Genomic DNA, 17,968 nt, shown 5'->3' with positions numbered 1-17,968 from the left:
GTTCACGTTTTAGGGAACTGCCTCGCCTTCGCCGTGTTTCTTGGTATGTTTGGAGCGACGAGCATCTAAGACTTTGAGTCCTTCGCATCCGATTTTCGGGCCGGTGCGATAGATTTGTGAGGTTCGGGTTATCCCGCCCGAATCAGGAAGGGCCGATGACGCAACGACCCACCTCCACCAGTGATCGCAGCCTGGCCGGGCGCCTTGCTCTGAGCCGGCTGGCGACGCGGATCTCGATGACGGTCGAGCGTGGCTGGCCGTTGCTGCTTCCGCTGGTCATCGTCGCCAGCCTGTTCCTCAGCATCTCGTGGCTCGGCCTCTTCCATCTGCTGCCCGATATGGCGCGCATCGGTCTCGTGGCGGCGTTCGGCATCGCAGCCCTTGCCGCACTCTATCCCCTGCGTTTCTTCCGGGTGCCGACCAGCGCCGAGATCGATCGGCGCATCGAGGCGGCCAACCAGTTGCTGCACAGCCCGGTGCTGGTGCAGACCGACCGGCCGAGCGGCAGGGAAAGCATTTTTTCGCAAGCGCTGTGGCGCGAGCACCAGAAACGCATGGCCGAAAAACTCGGCGACCTCGGTGGCGACCTGCCACGCACCCGGGTCCCGGAGCGCGACCCGTGGGGGCTGCGCGCCGTGGCGGCGCTTTTGTTGGTCACCGCCTTTGCTTTCTCCTTCGGACCGTCGGGCGGTCGCATAGCAGACGGGTTCAGTGCCCACGCGGCGCGCGACACTGTCCCGCCGCGCATCGACGCCTGGGTGACGCCGCCGGCCTACACCGGCAGGCCGCCGGTCTTCCTCACCTCCCCAGCCCTCGCCAACCCAGCCCTCGCCAATAATGGCAATCAGGCTGCGTCCACCTTCACCGTTCCGGAAGGCAGCGACGTGTCGCTGCGCGTCACCGGCGGGTCGGGCGAGGAAACGCTGAGCTACGCCGACGCCGACGGCAATGCCCGCACCATCGAGCCGACCGGGCAGCAGGCCGACAAGGCCAAGCCGGCGGCGGCAACGCCCTCCACGGTGCGCCAGTTCACAGGAAAGCTGACGGCCAACGGCACGCTGACGCTGAGCTCGGGCAATGACGAACTCGGCAACTGGGCCTTCGCGGTGATCCCGGACAAGCCGCCGCAGATCCGCTTCGTCGGCGAGCCCAAACGCGCCGTCAATGGCTCCTTCGAGCTCAACTACCAGATCGACGACGACTATGGCGCGGCCTCCGCCAAGGCGGATTTCGTATTGGCCGACCCGCCGGCGCCGAATGCGCATCCGCTCTATGGCCCGCCCGAAATGCCGCTGTCGCTGCCGCGCCGCGGCGCCAAGGGGAATGCCGCCAAGACCACGAAGGACCTGACCGAGCATGTCTGGGCCGGCGGCAACATCAACCTCACGCTTGTCGCCACCGACGATGCCGGACATACGGCAACCAGCGAAACCAAGACGCTGGTGATGCCGGAGCGGCCTTTCTCCAATCCGCTTGCGAGGGCCGTGATCGAGCAGCGCCGCGTGCTGGCGCTCGACGCCAACGCCAAGAGCCGCGTGCTCGACCTGATGGACGCGATCACGCTCAGGCCCGAAGACACGTTCGACAACATGGCACACTACCTCGCCATCATGAGCGCCCGCACGCGGTTGAAGATGGCCGACAGCGACGATCAGTTGCGCGACGAGGTCGCCTATCTCTGGGAGATCGCGCTCGGCATCGAGGAAGGCAATCTTTCGGAGGCCGAGAGGCGGCTGCGCCAGGCGCAGCAGGCGCTGCAGGACGCCATCAAGAACGGCGCCAGCGACGAGGAAATCGACAAGGCGATGAAGGAACTGCGCGAGGCGATGAACCAGTTCCTGCAGGAATTCGCCCAGCGTGCGCAGCAGAATCCGAACGCGCCGCAGATGCAGCAGAACGGCCAGGAACTGCGCCAGAGCGACATCGAACGCATGATGGACCAGATCGAGAATCTGGCGAAGTCCGGCGACCGCGACAGCGCGCAGCAATTGCTTTCGCAACTGCAGGACATGATGAACAATCTGCAGGCCGGACGTCAGCAGCAAGGCGGCCAGCAGAACAGCGAGATGCGCCAGCAGATGGACAAGCTCGGCGAGATCATGCGGCGCCAGCAGGAGATGATGAACGAGACCTTCCGCATGGACCAGATGCAGCGCGGCCAGCAACAGCGCGGGCAGAACCGCGACGAACAGCTCGGCGAGAACGGCGAGCAGGGCCAAATGGGCGAACAGGGCGAGCCCGGCCCAGGTGAAGACCGCGATCCGCTCGGCCGGCCGAAGCCGATGACGCCGGAGGAATTCGCCGACGCGCTGAAGCAGTTGCAGGAAGGTCAGGGCAAGCTGCAGGGCGACCTCGACCAGCTGAGGAAAGGTCTTGAGGGTATGGGGCTCGAGCCCAATGAAGGATTTGGCGACGCCGGCAAATCCATGGGCAGTGCCGAACAGGCGCTTGGCGACAGCGATGGCGACCAGGCCGTCGGCCACCAGGGCCGCGCGCTGGAAGCGCTGCGCAAGGGCGCCAAGGACATGATGAAGCAACTGCAGGCCATGCAGGGCGACGAGGGCGAAGGCGAGCGGGGCGGCCGCCAGCAGAACGCCGACCGCGATCCGCTCGGCCGGCCACGCTCCACCGAGGGGCCTGATGATGGAAGTTCGGTGAGAGTGCCGGACGAGATCGACGTGCAGCGCGCGCGCCAGATCCTCGAAGCGATCCGCAAGCGGCTCGGCAACGCGCTCAGCCCCGACATCGAGCGCAGCTACCTGGAGCGGCTGCTGGAGCTGAAGTAAACCTCTTCTATCGCCTCAAGCATCGAACCATTGAGACTACCATGGTGAAACTCGGCGCCGTCACTCCGATCCTGCGCATCTTCGACATCGCCAAGGCGCATGAATTCTATGTCGGCTTCCTCGGTTTCGAAGTGCAGTTCGAGCACCGCTTCGACGACAACGCTCCCCTCTATATGGGAATTTCGCGCGATGGTTGCGTGCTGCATCTGAGCGAACATCACGGCGACGGCGCGCCGGGCGCTCATATCCGCGTCGAAGCGGGCGACATCGCGGCGCTGCACCGCGAACTGATAGCGAAGAAGTACCGTTTTGCCAGGCCGGGAGTGGAAGAGACACCTTGGCAGACAAGGGAGGTTACCGTCGGCGATCCGTTCGGCAATCGGCTGACCTTCTACGAAAACGTCGCATAGCGGCTGCCAGGCTTTAGCGATTGGTGAACGCCTCGCGGATCGCCTCTTGCATGCCGTCGATCGCCTCGCCGGAAGCATTCGGATTGCGCCGCAAAACCACGTTCGAGGAATCGATGTCGCCGAACCCGTCGGCGGCCGTAAGTTCGCGGCAGCCGGCAGGGATGTTGCTGCGCGAGATCGGCGCAATCGCCAGCCCGGACGTGACGGCGAGCCGTAGTCCGCCATTGGTATCGCTGGTATAGGCGACACGATAGGCTAGACCGCGCTGTTCCAGCGACTTTATCGCGAAATCCTTGCACCAGCCGGCACGGTTGTAGAGCGCGATCGGCACCGGCCGCTCCTCATGCATGTGGTGAAGCTCCGACGTCACCCATACGGTCGGATCATGCATCAGCACCTCGCCGCCGAAGAGATCCTGCCACTCGAACACCACCGCCAGATCGAGCTCGCCGGCCGCGAGCGCCGCGATCTGCGCGCCGGAATGCGCGTAGCGGACGGTGACTTCGACCTGAGGATGGCGCTTGGCAAAGGCGCCGAGCGCGCGCGACAGGATGGCGTGGCCATATTCCTCCGGGATGCCGATGCGCACCGGCCCACCAAGCGGCGCCGCGACCATCGATGCCGCCGTCTCGTCGAGCAGCGATATGATCCGGCGGGCGTTGACGATGAGTTCGCCGCCGCGGCGGGTCAGCGCCACACCACGCGAGCCGCGCTCGAACAGGCTGTCGCCGACCACACCTTCGAGCCTCTTCATCTGCATCGAAACCGCCGACTGGGTACGGCCGGCCTGCTCCGCTGCCTTGGTGAAATTGCCGGTATCGGCAACCGCGACGAAGGTGCGCAGCAGATCGCTGTCGAGCGTGGACTTCATTTGTTCGCCATAAGAAAATCTGATTGCTGGCATCATTCCAATTCGTTTGCAACATGTCAAACGTCGGATGATAGTTGCTTCACCCATTGGATATGCGGCTGCGAAATCGGCCGCGGACCAATACAGAGTCCTCACTCGTACCCGCTGCCCGAAACGGTGGCGGGTTCTTTTTGCCCAAACCGCAGGCCCGGCTTTCGGGCCGCACATGCAAGGAGCCCGTTGAACGACATGCAGAACCGGATCGTTCTCGGCATGGCAAGTCTTTGCCTCGGCGTTCTGGTGTTCTCGCTCCAGGATCCGCTGATCAAGGCCGTATCGGGCACATACCCGGTGACCGAAGTGATGGCGATCCGCTCGATCGTCGCCCTGCCCATTCTTCTCGTGCTCGTTCATGTCGATGTCGGGCTCAGCGCGATCTTTTCGAAGCGTTTTCGCATGCTGACGATGCGCGCCTTGATCCTGTTCACCTCCTACACGGTCTACTACCTGGCAATCGCCGCCCTGCCGCTTGCCGACGCGGTGGCGCTCTATTTCATGGCACCGCTGTTCATCATGGCGCTTGCCGGCCCTTATCTCGGCGAACGGGTGGCATGGCAGACGCTGGTCACCGTCATGGTCGGGATGCTGGGCGTGCTGGTGATGCTGCGGCCCGGCGCCGGGCTGTTCGACTGGGCGGCGCTGCTGTCGCTGGCCTCAGCGGTGCTGTACGGCTTTTCGCAGCTGATGGCCCGCAAGATCGGCGACACCGAATCGTCCACGGTCATGGCGTTCTATCAGAATGGCGTCTACCTCTTGGGCGCTGCACTGGTCGCCGGGCTGTTCTGGCTGGCAGGAATAGCTCACGCCACGCATCCAAGCCTCGAATTCCTGGTCAGGCCATGGATCTGGCCGACGCCAATCGATTTCCTCAAGATGGCAACCTGCGGCTTCGTCGCCTCGGCCGGGATGATCCTGTTGTCGCAAGCCTACAGGCTGGCGCCCGCCAACAGCGTCGCCACCTTCGAGTATACCGGCATCATCTGGTCGCCGCTGTGGGGTTTCCTGTTCTTTGCCGAAGTGCCGCGATCGACCACCGTCGTCGGCGCTGCGCTCATCATCGGCGCCGGTCTGTTCGCGCTCGATGCCAGCCGGCGCCGAAGCAGCGCGCCGGCAATCGCGGCGACCTGCGATCCGGCCTGACCGCGGTCAGGCCTTAGGCTCTAGGCAAAGCAGGCGAGCGCCTGTTCGACACGCGCGCGGATTTCGGCCAGCGTGAACGGTTTCTGCACAACGTCCACAATGACGCCATTCAATTCCTCGGCGCGCTCGCGCTGATCGGCATAGCCGGTCATCAGCAAGATCTTCATCGCCGGGAAAAGCGACGCCGCCGCCTTGGCCATCGCGATGCCGTCCATCTCCGGCATGCGGATATCGGAGACGACAAGATCGTAGCCGCCACGTGCCGCGCGGATCAGGGCAAGCCCTTGCGCGCCGTCGGCGGCGATGTCGATCATATGCCCGGCGCGTTCGAGCGCACGAGCGGCGAGAGTGCGGACGGATTCATCGTCCTCGACGATCAGGAGCTTTGCCATGGCGGAATGTTTGGCGGGGAAAAGTTGACTTTTCCTGAACCGCAAACAGCATCGAAGAAAAATCTAGGCGTCGCCCTTGACGATGCCGACGAAGGGCAGCTCGCGAAAGGCGTGGGCGACATCCATGCCGTAGCCGACGACGAAATAGTCGGGGCAGTCGAAACCGACATAGTCGGCGTTGAGCGCGGTCTGGCGGCGCATGCGCTTGTCGAGCAGCACGGCGATAGCGCAGCTTTTGGCGCCGCGCGACAACATCAGGTCGCGGGTGAAGGACAGCGTCTTGCCGGATTCGAGGATGTCGTCGATCAACAGCACGTCGCGGCCGGCGACCTCATTGTCGATATCGCGCAGCACCCTCACCTCGCCGCTGGTGGTGCCGGCGCCGTAGCTGGAGATAAAGATGAACTCGACCTCGGGCGACAGGCCGACATCGTGCATGGCGCGGATGAGGTCGGCGGCGAAAATGAACGATCCTTTCAGCACCGAAATCACCAAAAGGTCCTGATAGTCGTGCCCGGCGATCTCCTTGGCGAGCTCCAGATTGCGGCGGGCAATAGCCGACGCCGAAAACAGAACCTCGATATCCTTGCCGCGCACGACTGGCATTGGCCGCCCTTCCAGAAATGATCGCCCTAATTGGCGAAGGTGACCGAAACGGTCTTGACCCCGTTTCTAGGCACGTCGAGCCGGCTGGAAAAGCCAAATCTTTCGCCGGGCGCCAGCGAACGGTTGAATGTGCCCAGCGTATAGCGGGTTGTGCGCCTGTCATTGCCGGTGACCCGGATCTCCAACGGCGGCAATGGCGACGGGCTGGCGCCGTCATTTGCGGCCTCGCCACCGACGAACAGGACAGGTTCCGGCCCGGACGCATCGATACGCGACGTGACGCCTGAAATAGTGAGGGCAGTGCCTGTTTCCTGGGCCGCGAGAAGAAGCGGCGCCTGGCGCATAAGCGCGTGCCCGCCCGATATCCAGAAGGCTGCAAACGCGGCACTGAGGCCGGCGATCCAGAAGATCGGTCCACCGCGCGATATCCGCAACCGTCCCGTCGCGGCTTCGGGCTTGCGCAGCATCTCCATGCCTTCGATCGACGGCGTGGCCACCACACGCGAAAGCGGTGGTGAAGGGTCCATGCTGCCGGTAAAGCGCGGCAGCACCTCGTAGTCGGCGTCGACGATGTCATCGGCTGGATCACGCATGATGCGTTCCGGCGCGGCGGCCGTGTCGGCCATGATTTCGCCGGAAACCGGGCGCGCGGTTCGATCCTCAGCCATCACGGCCCCAGCACTACGGCACTTGTTCGCTCTTCGTTTCTTTTGCGTAAACGGAAATGGTTAACGCTTCCCACCGGAACCCTTGTGACGCGCCCAAAAAACCTCAGAATTAACCGCCGGTTAACCATGCCGGCCGATGGTCTTTTCTCAGAGAAGGCTGGCTCGTCGCCGCCGCAAGTTTCAGGTCGTCGAACGTGATCCGCTTCGAAAATGTCGGCCTCCGTTATGGCATGGGTCCGGAAATCCTCCGCGACATTTCCTTGCACATACCGGAGCGCTCCTTCCAGTTCCTGAGCGGCCCTTCGGGCGCCGGCAAGACGACGCTGCTGCGGCTTTTGTTCATGTCGCTCAAGCCGACGCGCGGGCTGATCACCATCTTCGGCAAGGACCGCTCACGTATCTCGCGCACGGAGTTGCCGCATCTGAGGCGGCGAATCGGCGTGGTGTTCCAGGACTTTCGCCTTCTCGACCACATGACGACCTATGAAAACGTGGCCTTGCCGCTGCGCGTGCGCGGACGCGAGGAGGCGAGCTACCGCACCGACGTGACCGAACTCTTGAAGTGGGTCGGCCTTGGCGAGCGCATGCATGTGCTGCCGCCGGTGCTGTCCGGCGGCGAGAAGCAGCGCGCCGCAATCGCCAGGGCGCTGATCGAGCAGCCCGAGATCCTGCTTGCCGACGAGCCGACCGGCAATGTCGATCCGCCGCTGGCGCGGCGCCTGTTGCGGCTGTTCATCGAACTCAATCGGCTGGGCACCGCGGTGGTGATTGCAACCCACGACCTCGGCCTGATGGAACAGGTCGACGCACGGCGCATGATCCTGGCCGGCGGAAGGCTGGATATCTATGACTAACCTTCCCGTTGAACATGTCGAAGACCAACACGCCGAGAGGGCTGCGACGACGCAGCGCGTTCAGCGCAAGATGGCGCCGATCGTGCCGGCACAGAACATCGCCGGCCGGGCGCTGGTCCTGGTCATCGCCATCATGACGTTCCTCTCCTGCCTGACCTTCGGCGCGGTGACGCTGGTGCGTGACACCGCCTCGGTCTGGGAGAACCAGATCTCGCGCGAGGCGACGATCCAAATCAAGCCGGTAGACGGCCTCGACATGGAGGCAGCACTTGCCCAGGCCTCGCAGATCGCCGGCGAATTTCCTGGCGTGAAGAGCGCCAGGATCGTCGACCGCGATGCCACCGCGCGGCTACTGGAGCCGTGGCTGGGCTCGGGTCTCAACATCGACGACTTGCCGGTGCCGCGTCTGATCATCGTCACCATAGACGAGAGCAACCCGCCCGATTTCGCCGCAATGCGTGCCGCGATTACCCCGAAACTGCCTAGTGCAGCACTTGACGACCATCGCACCTGGGTCGACCGGCTGGTGGCCATGGCCCGCACCACGGTGACCATCGGCATCGCCGTGCTGGCGCTGATGCTGTCGGCAACCGTGCTGACCGTGGTATTCGCAACGCGCGGCGCCATGGCCGGCAATGGCCACATCATCGAGGTGCTGCATTTCGTCGGCGCCGAAGCGCGCTTCATCGCGCGCGAGTTCCGCCACCACTTTCTCGTTACCGGCATGAAGGGCGCAGCCGCCGGGGGTGCGGCGGCGGTGCTCGTCTTCATCGTCTTCTCATGGTGGTCGTCGCGCAACATGGCAACGCCGCAGGCCGATCAGGCAACCGCGCTGTTCGGCAATTTCGCCATCGGTTCAGCGGGCTATTTCGGCGTCGTCCTCATGGTGCTGGTCATCGGTGCGCTGACGGCGGCGACCTCCCATGTCACCGTCGTCACCTATCTCAGCGACATCGATGTCCGCCAACCCGACGCGGGGTGATCACGGATAGAGAATTAGCGTAACGTAATGTGTGCTTTTTCACCTACTAAACGCCGCATTTCAGGGTTAACGATAAGATGATGGACGCGCGCGACTCGAGCGGAATGGCTGGACAGTTGCCCTTGGTGATTACGCGTTCCCGTGAGCGCGCCAAGCCCAGCCGATTGGCGGGCGCGTTTCGCATCTCCGCTTTCTTTCTGCTCGTGCTGGCAACGCTGTTTGCCGGCGGCTTCGGCTGGTTCGCCAACACTGTCAGCCGTCTCGCGACGCCTACCAATCCGGCAAAAGCCGATGCCATCATCGTGTTGACCGGCGGCCATTCGCGTCTCGACGCCGCCATGGGTCTGCTTGCGTCCGGCAAGGGCGAGCGGCTGCTGATCAGCGGCGTGCATCCTTCCGCCAGCCGCCGCCAGCTTCAGGTCGCGACACGCGGCGACAAGAAATTGTTTTCCTGCTGCGTCGACATTGATCGCGCCGCGCTCGACACGATCGGCAATGCCGAGGAAAGCGCGAAATGGGTGGAAGACCACGCCTATGGCACCGTGATCCTCGTCACCAACAACTATCACATGCCGCGCAGCCTGCTGGAAATGGGCCGGCTGCTACACAAGGCCAAGCTCGAGCCCTATCCGGTGGTCAACAGCAATCTTGGCAATGGCGGCTGGCTGACCAAGCCCAGGGCGCTGCGCGTGCTGTTCACCGAATACAACAAATATCTGCTGGCGCTGGCGCGGGGCATCGTGCCGGTGAAGCCAACGCCAACCGGCATCGCGCTGGCCGAGGCTGCTGAGCCGATCTGAAACCGGCAGCGGTATCATTCCTTGGCGCTAGAGGCTCCGCGCAGGCGCGCGATCTCCTGTTCGAGACGTTCGATACGATTGTCCCGTTCGGCCAGCGCCGCCGCCACATCGGCCGCTTCGAAACGCTGTGGGATGTGCTGCGGGCAATTGGAATCCCAGGCCGAAACCGTGAACAGTATGATTTGCTCGGGGCGCGCCTTGTAGCCTTCCGGCATCAGCTTCGCCATCAGGTCGGCGTCGTCCTCGACGACGCGCGCACTGCCCCAGATCTTGATGCGCTGCCGGTGGGCATAGTCGATCAGGAACATAAAAGCGCGGGGGTTGTCGTCCAGATTGCCCTGGGTGATGAATTGCCTGTTGCCGGAGAAATCCGTGAACCCGATCGTCCGCTCGTCGAGCACCTTGAGGAAGCCGGCCGGCCCGCCGCGATGCTGGATGTAGGGCTGGCCGTCACCATTGGCCGTCGACAGGAAGATGCTGGTCTGCGCCTCGATAAAGGCGGCGAGATCGGGCGTGATATCAGCTTGCCAGCCGCCGCGCTCCTCGACGCGGGCATAGGCATCGCGTGAGCCTTTGCGGGCCTGGATCGCCTTGACGGTTGGGGTAAAGGCGACATCGCTGGTGAAGACGTGAGCATTCATGGAAAAGCCTCCTTCAAAGGCCGAGCTCCGACAGAGAGGGATGATCGTCCGGCCGGCGGCCAAGCGGCCAATGATACTTGCGGTCGGCCTCGTGGATCGGCAGGTCGTTGATGCTGGCGATGCGCAAGCGCATCAATCCATGTTCATCGAACTCCCAGTTCTCATTGCCGTAGCTGCGAAACCACGAGCCGCTGTCGTCGTGCCATTCATAAGCGAAACGCACGGCGATACGATTGTCGCGGAACGCCCAGACCTCCTTGATGAGCCGGTAGTCGCGTTCGCGATCCCATTTGCGTGTGAGGAAGGTCTGGATGGCGTCGCGCCCTTGCAGGAATTCGGCCCGATTGCGCCAGCGGCTGTCGATTGTGTACGCAAGCGCGACCCGTGTCGGATCACGGGAGTTCCACGCATCCTCCGCCATGCGTGCCGTCTGTGCGGCAGTCTCGGCGGTGAATGGCGGGAGCGGCGGGCGGCTTTCAGACATGGGAACTCCTTGTGATGGGCTAGAGCGGCGGGCTTTCAAGTCGAACCGTACCGCCGCTCTATCTCTTTTGTTTGAGCATCGGATTTTCCAAAACCGACACACTGGTCGCTGAAATTTCAGGCTGCCTTGCGGACAGAAACGACCGGAAAGTCGATCTCCGTCCTGGCAACCTCATTGACATAGTTGGTCCAGACATTGAGAGCGACATGCTGGACGATCTCGATGATCTGCGCATCGTCGTAGCCTGCGAGCCTGACGGCGCTGAGATCCTCGTCACCGATATGGCCGCGGTCGCGCGCAATCTTGGCGGCGAAAAGCACGGCCGCGGCGGCCTTGGGATCGTTGGACCCGCCCGCACGATTGGCGACCATCTCGGCATCGTCAAGCTTGGCGAGGTTCTTGCCGAGATAGGTATGGGCGGAAAGGCAGTAGCTGCAGCCGTTGATCTCGGCGACCGCCAGAGCGATGCGCTCGCGCGTCGGCGCGGGCAGGCGGCCCTTGGCAAGCGCTCCGGACAGACCGAGATAGCCTTCAAGCGCAGCCGGGCTATTGGAAACGAGCCTGAAGAGGTTTGGGACGACGCCGAGTTGCTTCTCGACGGCATGCAGCATCGGCCGCGACGCAGCAGGCGCGGCCTCTATGGACGCGGGTGTAGGGATACGGGGCATCGGCATTCCTTCTCGTTGATCAGCTTCGCCGTCAAACATGGCCCCTTCCATGTTTTGGATGTAGCTGTCATATTTGCAATCAATCCTTCCATTTTCCGGGAGAAGCATGGATCGCCTCGAGGCTATGTCGCTTTTCGTCGCCGCTGTGGAGGCCGGCAGCCTTTCGGCCGCCGGACGCCGTTTCGGCATCCCGCTTGCGACGGTCAGCCGCAAGGTCTCCGACCTGGAGCGGCATCTGAAGACGCGTCTCCTGAACCGCTCGACGCGCCAGCTGACGCTGACCGACGCGGGTCATGCCTATCTCGCTGCCTGCCATCGCATTCTCGACGAGGTCGGCGAGGCCGAGCGGACCGCCGCCGGTGAATACAGCGCCCCGACGGGCGAATTGATCATCACCGCGCCGATCGTCTTTGGCCGCCTGCATGTGCTGCCGGTCGTCACCGGCTTCCTCGCCGTCTACCCCGACGTGGCTATTCGCCTGATGCTCGCCGACCGGATAACCCAGTTGACCGAGGAGCACATCGATCTCGCCGTCCGCATAGGCGAGCTTCCCGACTCGAGCCTGGTGGCCACCCGTATCGGCTCGATCCGGCGCGTTGTCTGCGCGACGCCGGCCTATCTGGCCGAGCGCGGCACGCCGGAGACCCCGAAAGACCTTGCGTCACACAGCTGCATCACCTTCGAGGGGCTCACCGCTCCCGCCACGTGGACCTTTGCCACCGGCAAGACCGAACTCCCTGTTCCGATCCGCTCACGGCTTCGGGTCAACACCGCGGAAGCGGCGATCGATGCCGCGATTGCCGGCGTCGGCATAACGAGGGTGCTTTCCTATCAGATCACTGCTGCGGTGCGGTCCGGCACACTCCGCACCGTGCTGGAGGCATTCGAGCCGCAGCCATGGCCGGTCAGCCTCGTGCATGCCGGCCAAGGTCTGCTGCCGGTGAAACTGCGTGCGTTCCTCGACTTCGCCGCCCCACGCCTGAAGACGCGGCTCGTGCAAGCGACATGGCAGGCCTGACGAACAGGGGCCTTCGCACCGTTTCCTTTTTACCTGCGCTTGGTGTAACCAACGCACACCTCCTCACCGGGCACTTCCCACATGCTCCATATCCGCTCGCTGGCGTTCAACCTCGTCTTCTACGTCAATCTGATCGTCCAGATGATCATCTGGACTCCGTACTATTTCCTGTCGCCGCGCCACCGCGCCTGGTTCGTGCCGAAATTCTGGTCGCGCACCAGCATGTGGCTCTACGACAAGATCGCCGGCACCAAAAGCGAGATCACCGGCCAGGAAAACCTGCCCGAGGGTTCCTTCATCCTGGCGCCCAAGCATCAATCCTTCTGGGACGCGATCGCCTTCTTCCCCTTCCTGCAGGATCCGATCTACATCCTGAAACGGGAACTGACCTGGATCCCGTTCTTCGGTTGGTACATCCTGAAAATGCGGATGATCCCGGTCGACCGCGGCAGCCGCTCGAAGGCGTTGAAAGCGGTGGTCGCCGCGACCAAACAGGAGCTGGCGCGCAATCCCCGCCAGCTGATCATCTATCCCGAGGGCACACGCCGGGCGCCGGGCGACGAGCCGGCCTACAAATACGGCATCGTCGAGATCTATGCGCAGCTTGGCATTCCGGTGGTGCCGGTCGCCCATGTCGCCGGCCTCTACTGGCCGCGGCGGAAATTCCTGCGCTATCCCGGCACGATCAAGGCCCGGTTCCTGCCGCCGATCCCGCCGGGGCTGGACAAGCAGGAATTCATGGAACGGCTGATCGGCGAGACGGAAGCCGCCTGCGACCAGCTGCTCGTCGATGCGTCCCGTGCGCCGAACCCGCCGCCCATGCCGCCGACGGCGGTGAAGCGGCTGAGGGAATTGGCCCCCGATAACCTGGCCTGAACCGCCCGTCTGACCGGCAGATCCCTAGGGAATCACGGCCAGCGCCGTGGTCAGAAGCAGTGTCGCCGCAAACGTCAGATTGATGATCCGCGAGGCCAGCGGTTTGCGCAGAAAGCGCGCAAACGCGGCACCGGCGAGAAGCCAAATGACATGGATGGCGACGATCATCGAGACGAGGACCGCCAGCTTGAGCCCTGCATCGAGCTCACCGGCGGCCGACGTGCCGGCGAACACGGCGGCAATCGCCACATAGGCTTTCGGGTTGGCGACGGCCAGAAGAAACCCGCCCAGGAAGGTGGGAAGTGCCGCCCCGCCGGTACGCGCAGCCAGAGGCGGAGCCGTTGCTATCTTGAAGGCGAGGTAGAGGATGTAGGCTGCGGATGCCACCGCCAAAAGCGGTGTGAGCCTCGGCACAGAGGCAAGCATGGCCGTGATGCCCGTCGCCACGACCAAAAGCACGGCGACCGTGCCAAGGATAATGCCCGAGGCGTAGCGGAGCGAATCGCGCAGACCGAAGGCCGCACCAACGGCGGTGACGCTTATCGTCGCCGGCCCCGGACTGCCCATCACGACCGCCGATGCCAGGATGAGCGCGAGCAATTGCTGCCATAGTTCCGGATGGGAAAAGACCTGTTCGGCCATCTGTATACCATATCCCGACGCGATGCGACCAATCGTATGGCAGGGCAGACCAGGGCGTCTTGAACGATCGTGCGGAGCCGTCCGGCGCAGGCCGCGCACGATCCTTGGCTGGCGTTTGAGCGGCCGCCGCTTCGCGCTAGCTTCTATGCACTCGCGCTGTCGAGATCGGCGATATCGTCAGGACTGAGATTCAACGATACGGCGCGGACGAGGCTGTCGACCTGGTCCAGCGTCGTGGCGCTGGCGATCGGCGCCGTGACGCCGGGCCGCGCAATCACCCAGGCGAGCGCCACGTCCGCCGGCTTGGCCGAGTGACGCGCCGACACCGCGTCGAGTGCCGCCAGGATGCGCATGCCGCGCACGTTCAGATAGGTCTTCACGTCGTCGCCACGCGCGCTTTTGCCGAGATCGGCTTCGCTGCGGTACTTGCCGCTCAAAAACCCCTTGGCGAGGCTGAAATAGGTGATGACGCCGATATCCCCCGCCATGCACAGATCGCGGAGCGGCCCATCGAAGGCGGCGCGGTCATAGAGATTGTACTCCGGCTGCAGCACCGCGTAGCGCGGCAGGCCCCGCAGGCTTGCCACGTCGAGCGCGGCGCGCAACTGGCCGGCATCGAGATTGGAGGCGCCGACGTGGCGGATCTTGCCCTTGGCGAGCAGCTTTTCGTAGGCGCCGAGCGTCTCCTCGTAGGGGGTGGTCGGGTCCGGCCAGTGCGACAGATAGAGATCGACGACATCGGTCTGCAGCCGCATCAGCGACGTATCGATGGCCTTCTCGATATAGGCGGCGGAGAGGTCTTTCCTGCCCTGCCCCATATCCGATCCGACCTTGGTGATCACCACGACTTCGTCGCGGTTGCCACGGCTCTTCATCCATTTGCCGATGATCGTTTCGGATTCGCCGCCCTCGTTGCCGGGAACCCAGCGCGAATAGGAATCGGCGGTGTCGATGGCGTTGAGGCCGGCGCCGACGAAGCGGTCGAGCAGGTCGAAAGAGGTTTTCTCGTCGGCGGTCCAGCCGAAGACGTTGCCACCCAGAACCAGCGGCGCGATGGACAGGTCGGTTTGACCGAGACGACGTTTCTGCAAGACTGATCTCCGTGGGGAATGGAAAGAATGGGGGCGAGAAGCCCTCGCTTAACCTATGTCGCGGCGTGGCAACGTCAAAGGCCTGGCCAACTTTTCCGACCAGCCAGCCTTCACAAAGGCGCGACCGCCGCGCTCGACGTTCCAGCCGATGTCTACTGGCTTTGGCGCCGGTATTCACCAGGCGGCAACCCGACCACGCGGTTGAAAAGCCGGCTGAATGACGCCGTATCCCGGTATCCGACCTGGTAACATATTTCGGCAATGCCGAGCTTGGTGCTTTCAAGAAGTGTTTTCGCGGCCTCAAGGCGCCGGTCCTGAATCCATCGGCCGGGAGTGGTGTGCAATTCATCGAAAAACCGGCGCGCCAGCGTTCGCGGCGACAGACCGAGTTGCGCACCAAGGAACGCAAGGTCGAGCGCTCCGAGCTGTTTCCTGGACAAGGCTTCGAGCCGGTCGCGGAACGCCTCTTGCGTAGGCGGCAGATCGGCGAGCGGGAACTCGTAAGGTGTCTGGATCTGCCGCGACGGTGGCAGCACCAGCAATTTGCGAACCAGGCGCTCCTCCCTGGCGAAGCCAAGATCGCGCAGAAGCGCCTTGCCGAGCTCCAGGCCTGAAAAGCCGCCGCCGCAAGTGTAGATCCGTCCGTCCCCGATCAGCACACGTGAAGCGTCCCACCGCACTTTTGGAAAGCGGCGCTGGGCATCCGTCTTCAGCCACCAGGAGATCGTCGCGCGCTTTCGGTCGAGAAGACCGGCGTCTGCCAGGAAGTAACCGGCCCCGCAATGCGCGGCGATGATGGCGCCGTCGCGCTGCGCGCTTGCGATAAGCGGTGCGGCGTGGCGGCTCTCTTCCTCCAGCGCGGCAACAAGCTCCGGGATTTGCATGCCGGGCATGGCCAGCAGGATCAGCAGGTCCATGCGCTGCGAGGGCTCGCGTCTGGTGTGAAAGGAGATCCCAGGCGTCGTCGTGGCGTCAGCCTGCCGCGCCACGAATTCGAAGGAAATCGCCGGCGCGCCGCGAATGGTGTTCACCAGCTCGAACATTTCGACAAGTGTCGCGGCGACGGCCGAATAGAAGGTCGACGGCAGCCAGATCACGGCATGGAGGGGGCGGTTGTCCAAGATGCCTCCTTTGAACAGCTATGGCAAGTTTAGCATATAGATTGTCAAATCTGCCAATTCCGATTTTTGCCAGCGACCTTAGGTTCCGCGACACCGATGCAAACACCGGTGCTGCAATCTGGTGACGTCCAGGCTGCTAGCCCCAGATCCGCCGTTACTGGAGACCAAGATGAAAGCAATTGTATTCGACGCAATCGGCTCGCCGCGGGACGTGCTCTATCTCGGCGACCTGCCCATGCCGCGAATTGGCGACGGCGAGGTGCTGGTCAAGATGGTCTCCGCCTCGGTCAACCCTGGCGACTTCCTGTTCATTCAGAACCTCTACCCCGAACCGAAGAAGCCGCATTTCCCCCGGCAGGTGGCCGGAAACCATGGCGCCGGCGTTGTCGAGGCCGTTGGCGCGAACGTCGCTTTGAAACCGGGCACGCTTGTCGCGTTCAGCTACTACGACAGCTGGGCCGAATATGCGGCCGTTCCGGCCGAATGGCTGATCCCGCTGCCCGCCGACTATCCGCTCGAACGCGCCGGGCAGATGGTGAATCCCATCACCGCCTGGGACCTCTTGGCGGACTCCCGCGTGCAGCCTGGACAGTGGCTGGCCGTCACGGCCGGCTATTCATCGGTTTCGACGATGGTGATGCAGTTTGCCCAACGGCGCGGCATCAAGGTGATCGCGCTTGTGCGACGCTCCCACGACAGGCTCGACCTGAAGGGACTTGGTGCCACGGCCATCCTCGATCTGTCTGGTTTGAACGTCGGTATCAGGGAAGCAGTCATGGAAATGACCGATGGCGCCGGGCTGAACGGGATCATCGATAATGTCGGCGGACCCGTCAGTGGCGAATTGATCCGCGCCCTCGCGATGGGCGGGCAGATGGTCATCAATGGCGGCATGAGCGCCGAGCGTTTCGAACTGCACAATTTCGACGTGCTGCTGAGCGGCGTCGAGATCAGGGCAAATATCTACCGCTACTTCTTTTCGCCGCCTGTCGAAGCCGACCGGCCAGTGTTGCACGAGATTGTCGATACCTTCGGCCAACCCGATTTCCATGTCCCTGTCGGCGGCATCCATCCGCTGTCGGAGTTCAAGCTCGCCGTGACAAACAGCCTGGACCGCGCCGATCTCGGAAAACAGATTTTCAGGATGTAGCCCGGACCATCACCCGAACCGAAGGTCAGCGAAAAAGTGGGAACCGGTTTTCGGAAAAGATCATGGTCAACAGCGAAAGCGATCACGACCCGATCCGTTTCGCCACCTCTTCCAGCCAGTGGTCGCGGATCCCCAGCGCCTCGAGGTGCTCCAGCGTGCTGGACACGTAGTCCTCGTTCTTTCCTGACTGGCCGACGGCGCCGCGAACGACGGTCGCGGCATCCGCCGCATCGAGCGCGCCGGCATATTGCTCGTGGGTGCGGTCGACAACATAGGCGACCGCCGGGACAATCTCGCCCCCGTTCGTATCGCCCACGTTCATACCGTCATTGTCGAGGCGAATGCTAAGTGTGCGCTCGAGATAGACATTGGTGACCAGCTCGCGCTCGCGCAGATAGGTGATGACCTCGTTGCGCAGATCGCCGGGGACGCGGAAAGCCAGCCCGATGCAGGAGCCGCCACGGTCGAGGCCGAGCACCAACCCGGGTCGTTCGCGCGTGCCGCGATGCACGAAGGAGTAGACGCACAGCGACCGGCGATAGCCGTGAAGACGCGCGCGCCGCGTCTCGACATGCGCAAATCCCGGCCGCCAGATCAGCGAGCCGTAGCCAAAAACCCAAAAATCGCCCATATCGCCAAGCCTGGTTGCAGCACCGCACTGGAATCGGTGTTTTTAAAATCCGTCTCCGTCTACCCGATGTTGCCGGAAACGACAGTCCCCTCTGCAAC

The 17,968-nt window shown here is 63.4% G+C and carries 20 protein-coding genes; 9 read left to right on the top strand and 11 right to left on the bottom strand.

Features of this window, described 5'->3' with window-relative positions; all coding sequences use genetic code 11:
• Nucleotides 1-155: 155 nt before the first annotated feature.
• Both CIT25_RS18385 and CIT25_RS18380 read left to right on the top strand, forming a co-directional pair.
• Nucleotides 156-2,786, top strand: coding sequence for a TIGR02302 family protein (locus CIT25_RS18385; protein WP_095485970.1), 2,631 nt, complete (start codon nt 156-158; stop codon nt 2,784-2,786).
• Nucleotides 2,787-2,827: 41 nt separating this feature from the next.
• Nucleotides 2,828-3,196 carry a glyoxalase superfamily protein gene (locus tag CIT25_RS18380; RefSeq protein ID WP_095485969.1) on the top strand — a complete coding sequence of 123 codons (369 nt, stop codon included), beginning with the start codon at nt 2,828-2,830 and terminating at the stop codon, nt 3,194-3,196.
• A 13-nt stretch (nt 3,197-3,209) separates the two neighbouring features.
• On the opposite strand, the gene CIT25_RS18375 is transcribed toward CIT25_RS18380, so the two are convergent.
• On the bottom strand, nt 3,210-4,067 hold the full coding sequence (locus CIT25_RS18375) for a LysR substrate-binding domain-containing protein (protein ID WP_095485968.1): 858 nt from the start codon (nt 4,065-4,067) through the stop codon (nt 3,210-3,212).
• Between the two features lie 228 nt (nt 4,068-4,295).
• Between CIT25_RS18375 and CIT25_RS18370 the strand changes: the two genes are divergently transcribed.
• On the top strand, nt 4,296-5,246 hold the full coding sequence (locus CIT25_RS18370; RefSeq protein ID WP_095485967.1) for a DMT family transporter: 951 nt from the start codon (nt 4,296-4,298) through the stop codon (nt 5,244-5,246).
• Between the two features lie 20 nt (nt 5,247-5,266).
• Here the strand turns inward: CIT25_RS18370 and CIT25_RS18365 are convergent, their stop codons facing one another.
• The 3 genes from CIT25_RS18365 to CIT25_RS18355 all read right to left on the bottom strand — a co-directional run bounded on the left by CIT25_RS18365 (nt 5,267) and on the right by CIT25_RS18355 (nt 6,915).
• Complete coding sequence (locus CIT25_RS18365) at nt 5,267-5,638, bottom strand: response regulator (RefSeq protein ID WP_095485966.1); 372 nt, start codon at nt 5,636-5,638, stop codon at nt 5,267-5,269.
• Nucleotides 5,639-5,701: 63 nt separating this feature from the next.
• A complete protein-coding gene (gene hpt / locus CIT25_RS18360; protein ID WP_095485965.1) occupies nt 5,702-6,244 on the bottom strand; it encodes a hypoxanthine phosphoribosyltransferase in 543 nt (180 codons plus the stop codon).
• Nucleotides 6,245-6,270: 26 nt separating this feature from the next.
• Nucleotides 6,271-6,915, bottom strand: coding sequence for a hypothetical protein (locus CIT25_RS18355; protein WP_095485964.1), 645 nt, complete (start codon nt 6,913-6,915; stop codon nt 6,271-6,273).
• A gap of 191 nt (nt 6,916-7,106) precedes the next feature.
• Between CIT25_RS18355 and ftsE the strand changes: the two genes are divergently transcribed.
• The 3 genes from ftsE to CIT25_RS18340 all read left to right on the top strand — a co-directional run bounded on the left by ftsE (nt 7,107) and on the right by CIT25_RS18340 (nt 9,548).
• A complete protein-coding gene (ftsE, locus tag CIT25_RS18350) occupies nt 7,107-7,766 on the top strand; it encodes a cell division ATP-binding protein FtsE (RefSeq protein WP_010911739.1) in 660 nt (219 codons plus the stop codon).
• Entirely contained in the window at nt 7,759-8,748 is a 990-nt protein-coding gene (locus CIT25_RS18345) for a cell division protein FtsX (protein WP_095485963.1), read from the top strand. Before ftsE ends, CIT25_RS18345 begins: the two co-directional genes overlap by 8 nt.
• Before the next feature lie 77 nt (nt 8,749-8,825).
• On the top strand, nt 8,826-9,548 hold the full coding sequence (locus tag CIT25_RS18340; protein WP_095485962.1) for a YdcF family protein: 723 nt from the start codon (nt 8,826-8,828) through the stop codon (nt 9,546-9,548).
• 14 nt (nt 9,549-9,562) lie between these two features.
• Here the strand turns inward: CIT25_RS18340 and CIT25_RS18335 are convergent, their stop codons facing one another.
• The 3 genes from CIT25_RS18335 to CIT25_RS18325 form a co-directional block, all read right to left on the bottom strand.
• Complete coding sequence (locus tag CIT25_RS18335) at nt 9,563-10,189, bottom strand: pyridoxamine 5'-phosphate oxidase family protein (RefSeq protein WP_095485961.1); 627 nt, start codon at nt 10,187-10,189, stop codon at nt 9,563-9,565.
• A gap of 13 nt (nt 10,190-10,202) precedes the next feature.
• Nucleotides 10,203-10,673 (bottom strand): nuclear transport factor 2 family protein, encoded by a 471-nt coding sequence (locus CIT25_RS18330; protein ID WP_095485960.1) that lies wholly within the window; start codon nt 10,671-10,673, stop codon nt 10,203-10,205.
• Between the two features lie 116 nt (nt 10,674-10,789).
• The gene (locus CIT25_RS18325; RefSeq protein ID WP_095486032.1) at nt 10,790-11,341 is read right to left on the bottom strand and encodes a carboxymuconolactone decarboxylase family protein; all 552 of its coding nucleotides are present in this window, start codon (nt 11,339-11,341) and stop codon (nt 10,790-10,792) included.
• Nucleotides 11,342-11,447: 106 nt separating this feature from the next.
• Here CIT25_RS18325 and CIT25_RS18320 point away from each other — a divergent pair, with 106 nt between their 5' ends.
• Complete coding sequence (locus CIT25_RS18320) at nt 11,448-12,359, top strand: LysR family transcriptional regulator (protein ID WP_095485959.1); 912 nt, start codon at nt 11,448-11,450, stop codon at nt 12,357-12,359.
• Nucleotides 12,360-12,440: 81 nt separating this feature from the next.
• Entirely contained in the window at nt 12,441-13,235 is a 795-nt protein-coding gene (locus CIT25_RS18315; protein ID WP_095485958.1) for a lysophospholipid acyltransferase family protein, read from the top strand.
• 24 nt (nt 13,236-13,259) lie between these two features.
• Here the strand turns inward: CIT25_RS18315 and CIT25_RS18310 are convergent, their stop codons facing one another.
• The 3 genes from CIT25_RS18310 to CIT25_RS18300 all read right to left on the bottom strand — a co-directional run bounded on the left by CIT25_RS18310 (nt 13,260) and on the right by CIT25_RS18300 (nt 16,089).
• Complete coding sequence (locus tag CIT25_RS18310; protein WP_095485957.1) at nt 13,260-13,877, bottom strand: LysE family translocator; 618 nt, start codon at nt 13,875-13,877, stop codon at nt 13,260-13,262.
• A gap of 143 nt (nt 13,878-14,020) precedes the next feature.
• Nucleotides 14,021-14,968: an aldo/keto reductase gene (locus CIT25_RS18305; RefSeq protein WP_095485956.1), complete on the bottom strand. Its 948-nt coding sequence runs from the start codon at nt 14,966-14,968 to the stop codon at nt 14,021-14,023.
• A gap of 152 nt (nt 14,969-15,120) precedes the next feature.
• Nucleotides 15,121-16,089 carry a GlxA family transcriptional regulator gene (locus tag CIT25_RS18300; protein WP_095485955.1) on the bottom strand — a complete coding sequence of 323 codons (969 nt, stop codon included), beginning with the start codon at nt 16,087-16,089 and terminating at the stop codon, nt 15,121-15,123.
• Nucleotides 16,090-16,258: 169 nt separating this feature from the next.
• On the opposite strand from CIT25_RS18300, the gene CIT25_RS18295 reads away from it, so the two are divergent.
• Complete coding sequence (locus CIT25_RS18295) at nt 16,259-17,239, top strand: quinone oxidoreductase family protein (RefSeq protein WP_095485954.1); 981 nt, start codon at nt 16,259-16,261, stop codon at nt 17,237-17,239.
• Nucleotides 17,240-17,321: 82 nt separating this feature from the next.
• Here CIT25_RS18295 and CIT25_RS18290 read toward each other — a convergent pair whose 3' ends face one another.
• Complete coding sequence (locus CIT25_RS18290; protein WP_095485953.1) at nt 17,322-17,870, bottom strand: gamma-glutamylcyclotransferase; 549 nt, start codon at nt 17,868-17,870, stop codon at nt 17,322-17,324.
• Nucleotides 17,871-17,968: the final 98 nt, after the last annotated feature.

Source organism: Mesorhizobium mediterraneum (assembly GCF_002284565.1).
Classification (GTDB): Bacteria; Pseudomonadota; Alphaproteobacteria; order Rhizobiales; family Rhizobiaceae; genus Mesorhizobium; species Mesorhizobium mediterraneum.
This window is presented reverse-complemented; position numbering and strand designations above follow the sequence as displayed.

Bases quoted from the DNA above. Each gene is read 5' to 3' on its own strand.
- CIT25_RS18385 (WP_095485970.1), top strand. From the start codon at position 156: ATGACGCAACGACCCACCTCCACCAGTGATCGCAGCCTGGCCGGGCGC.
- CIT25_RS18380 (WP_095485969.1), top strand. From the start codon at position 2,828: ATGGTGAAACTCGGCGCCGTCACTCCGATCCTGCGCATCTTCGACATC.
- CIT25_RS18375 (WP_095485968.1), bottom strand. From the start codon at position 4,067: ATGAAGTCCACGCTCGACAGCGATCTGCTGCGCACCTTCGTCGCGGTT.
- CIT25_RS18370 (WP_095485967.1), top strand. From the start codon at position 4,296: ATGCAGAACCGGATCGTTCTCGGCATGGCAAGTCTTTGCCTCGGCGTT.
- CIT25_RS18365 (WP_095485966.1), bottom strand. From the start codon at position 5,638: ATGGCAAAGCTCCTGATCGTCGAGGACGATGAATCCGTCCGCACTCTC.
- hpt (WP_095485965.1), bottom strand. From the start codon at position 6,244: ATGCCAGTCGTGCGCGGCAAGGATATCGAGGTTCTGTTTTCGGCGTCG.
- CIT25_RS18345 (WP_095485963.1), top strand. From the start codon at position 7,759: ATGACTAACCTTCCCGTTGAACATGTCGAAGACCAACACGCCGAGAGG.
- CIT25_RS18340 (WP_095485962.1), top strand. From the start codon at position 8,826: ATGATGGACGCGCGCGACTCGAGCGGAATGGCTGGACAGTTGCCCTTG.
- CIT25_RS18335 (WP_095485961.1), bottom strand. From the start codon at position 10,189: ATGAATGCTCACGTCTTCACCAGCGATGTCGCCTTTACCCCAACCGTC.
- CIT25_RS18330 (WP_095485960.1), bottom strand. From the start codon at position 10,673: ATGTCTGAAAGCCGCCCGCCGCTCCCGCCATTCACCGCCGAGACTGCC.
- CIT25_RS18325 (WP_095486032.1), bottom strand. From the start codon at position 11,341: ATGCCCCGTATCCCTACACCCGCGTCCATAGAGGCCGCGCCTGCTGCG.
- CIT25_RS18320 (WP_095485959.1), top strand. From the start codon at position 11,448: ATGGATCGCCTCGAGGCTATGTCGCTTTTCGTCGCCGCTGTGGAGGCC.
- CIT25_RS18315 (WP_095485958.1), top strand. From the start codon at position 12,441: ATGCTCCATATCCGCTCGCTGGCGTTCAACCTCGTCTTCTACGTCAAT.
- CIT25_RS18310 (WP_095485957.1), bottom strand. From the start codon at position 13,877: ATGGCCGAACAGGTCTTTTCCCATCCGGAACTATGGCAGCAATTGCTC.
- CIT25_RS18295 (WP_095485954.1), top strand. From the start codon at position 16,259: ATGAAAGCAATTGTATTCGACGCAATCGGCTCGCCGCGGGACGTGCTC.
- CIT25_RS18290 (WP_095485953.1), bottom strand. From the start codon at position 17,870: ATGGGCGATTTTTGGGTTTTTGGCTACGGCTCGCTGATCTGGCGGCCG.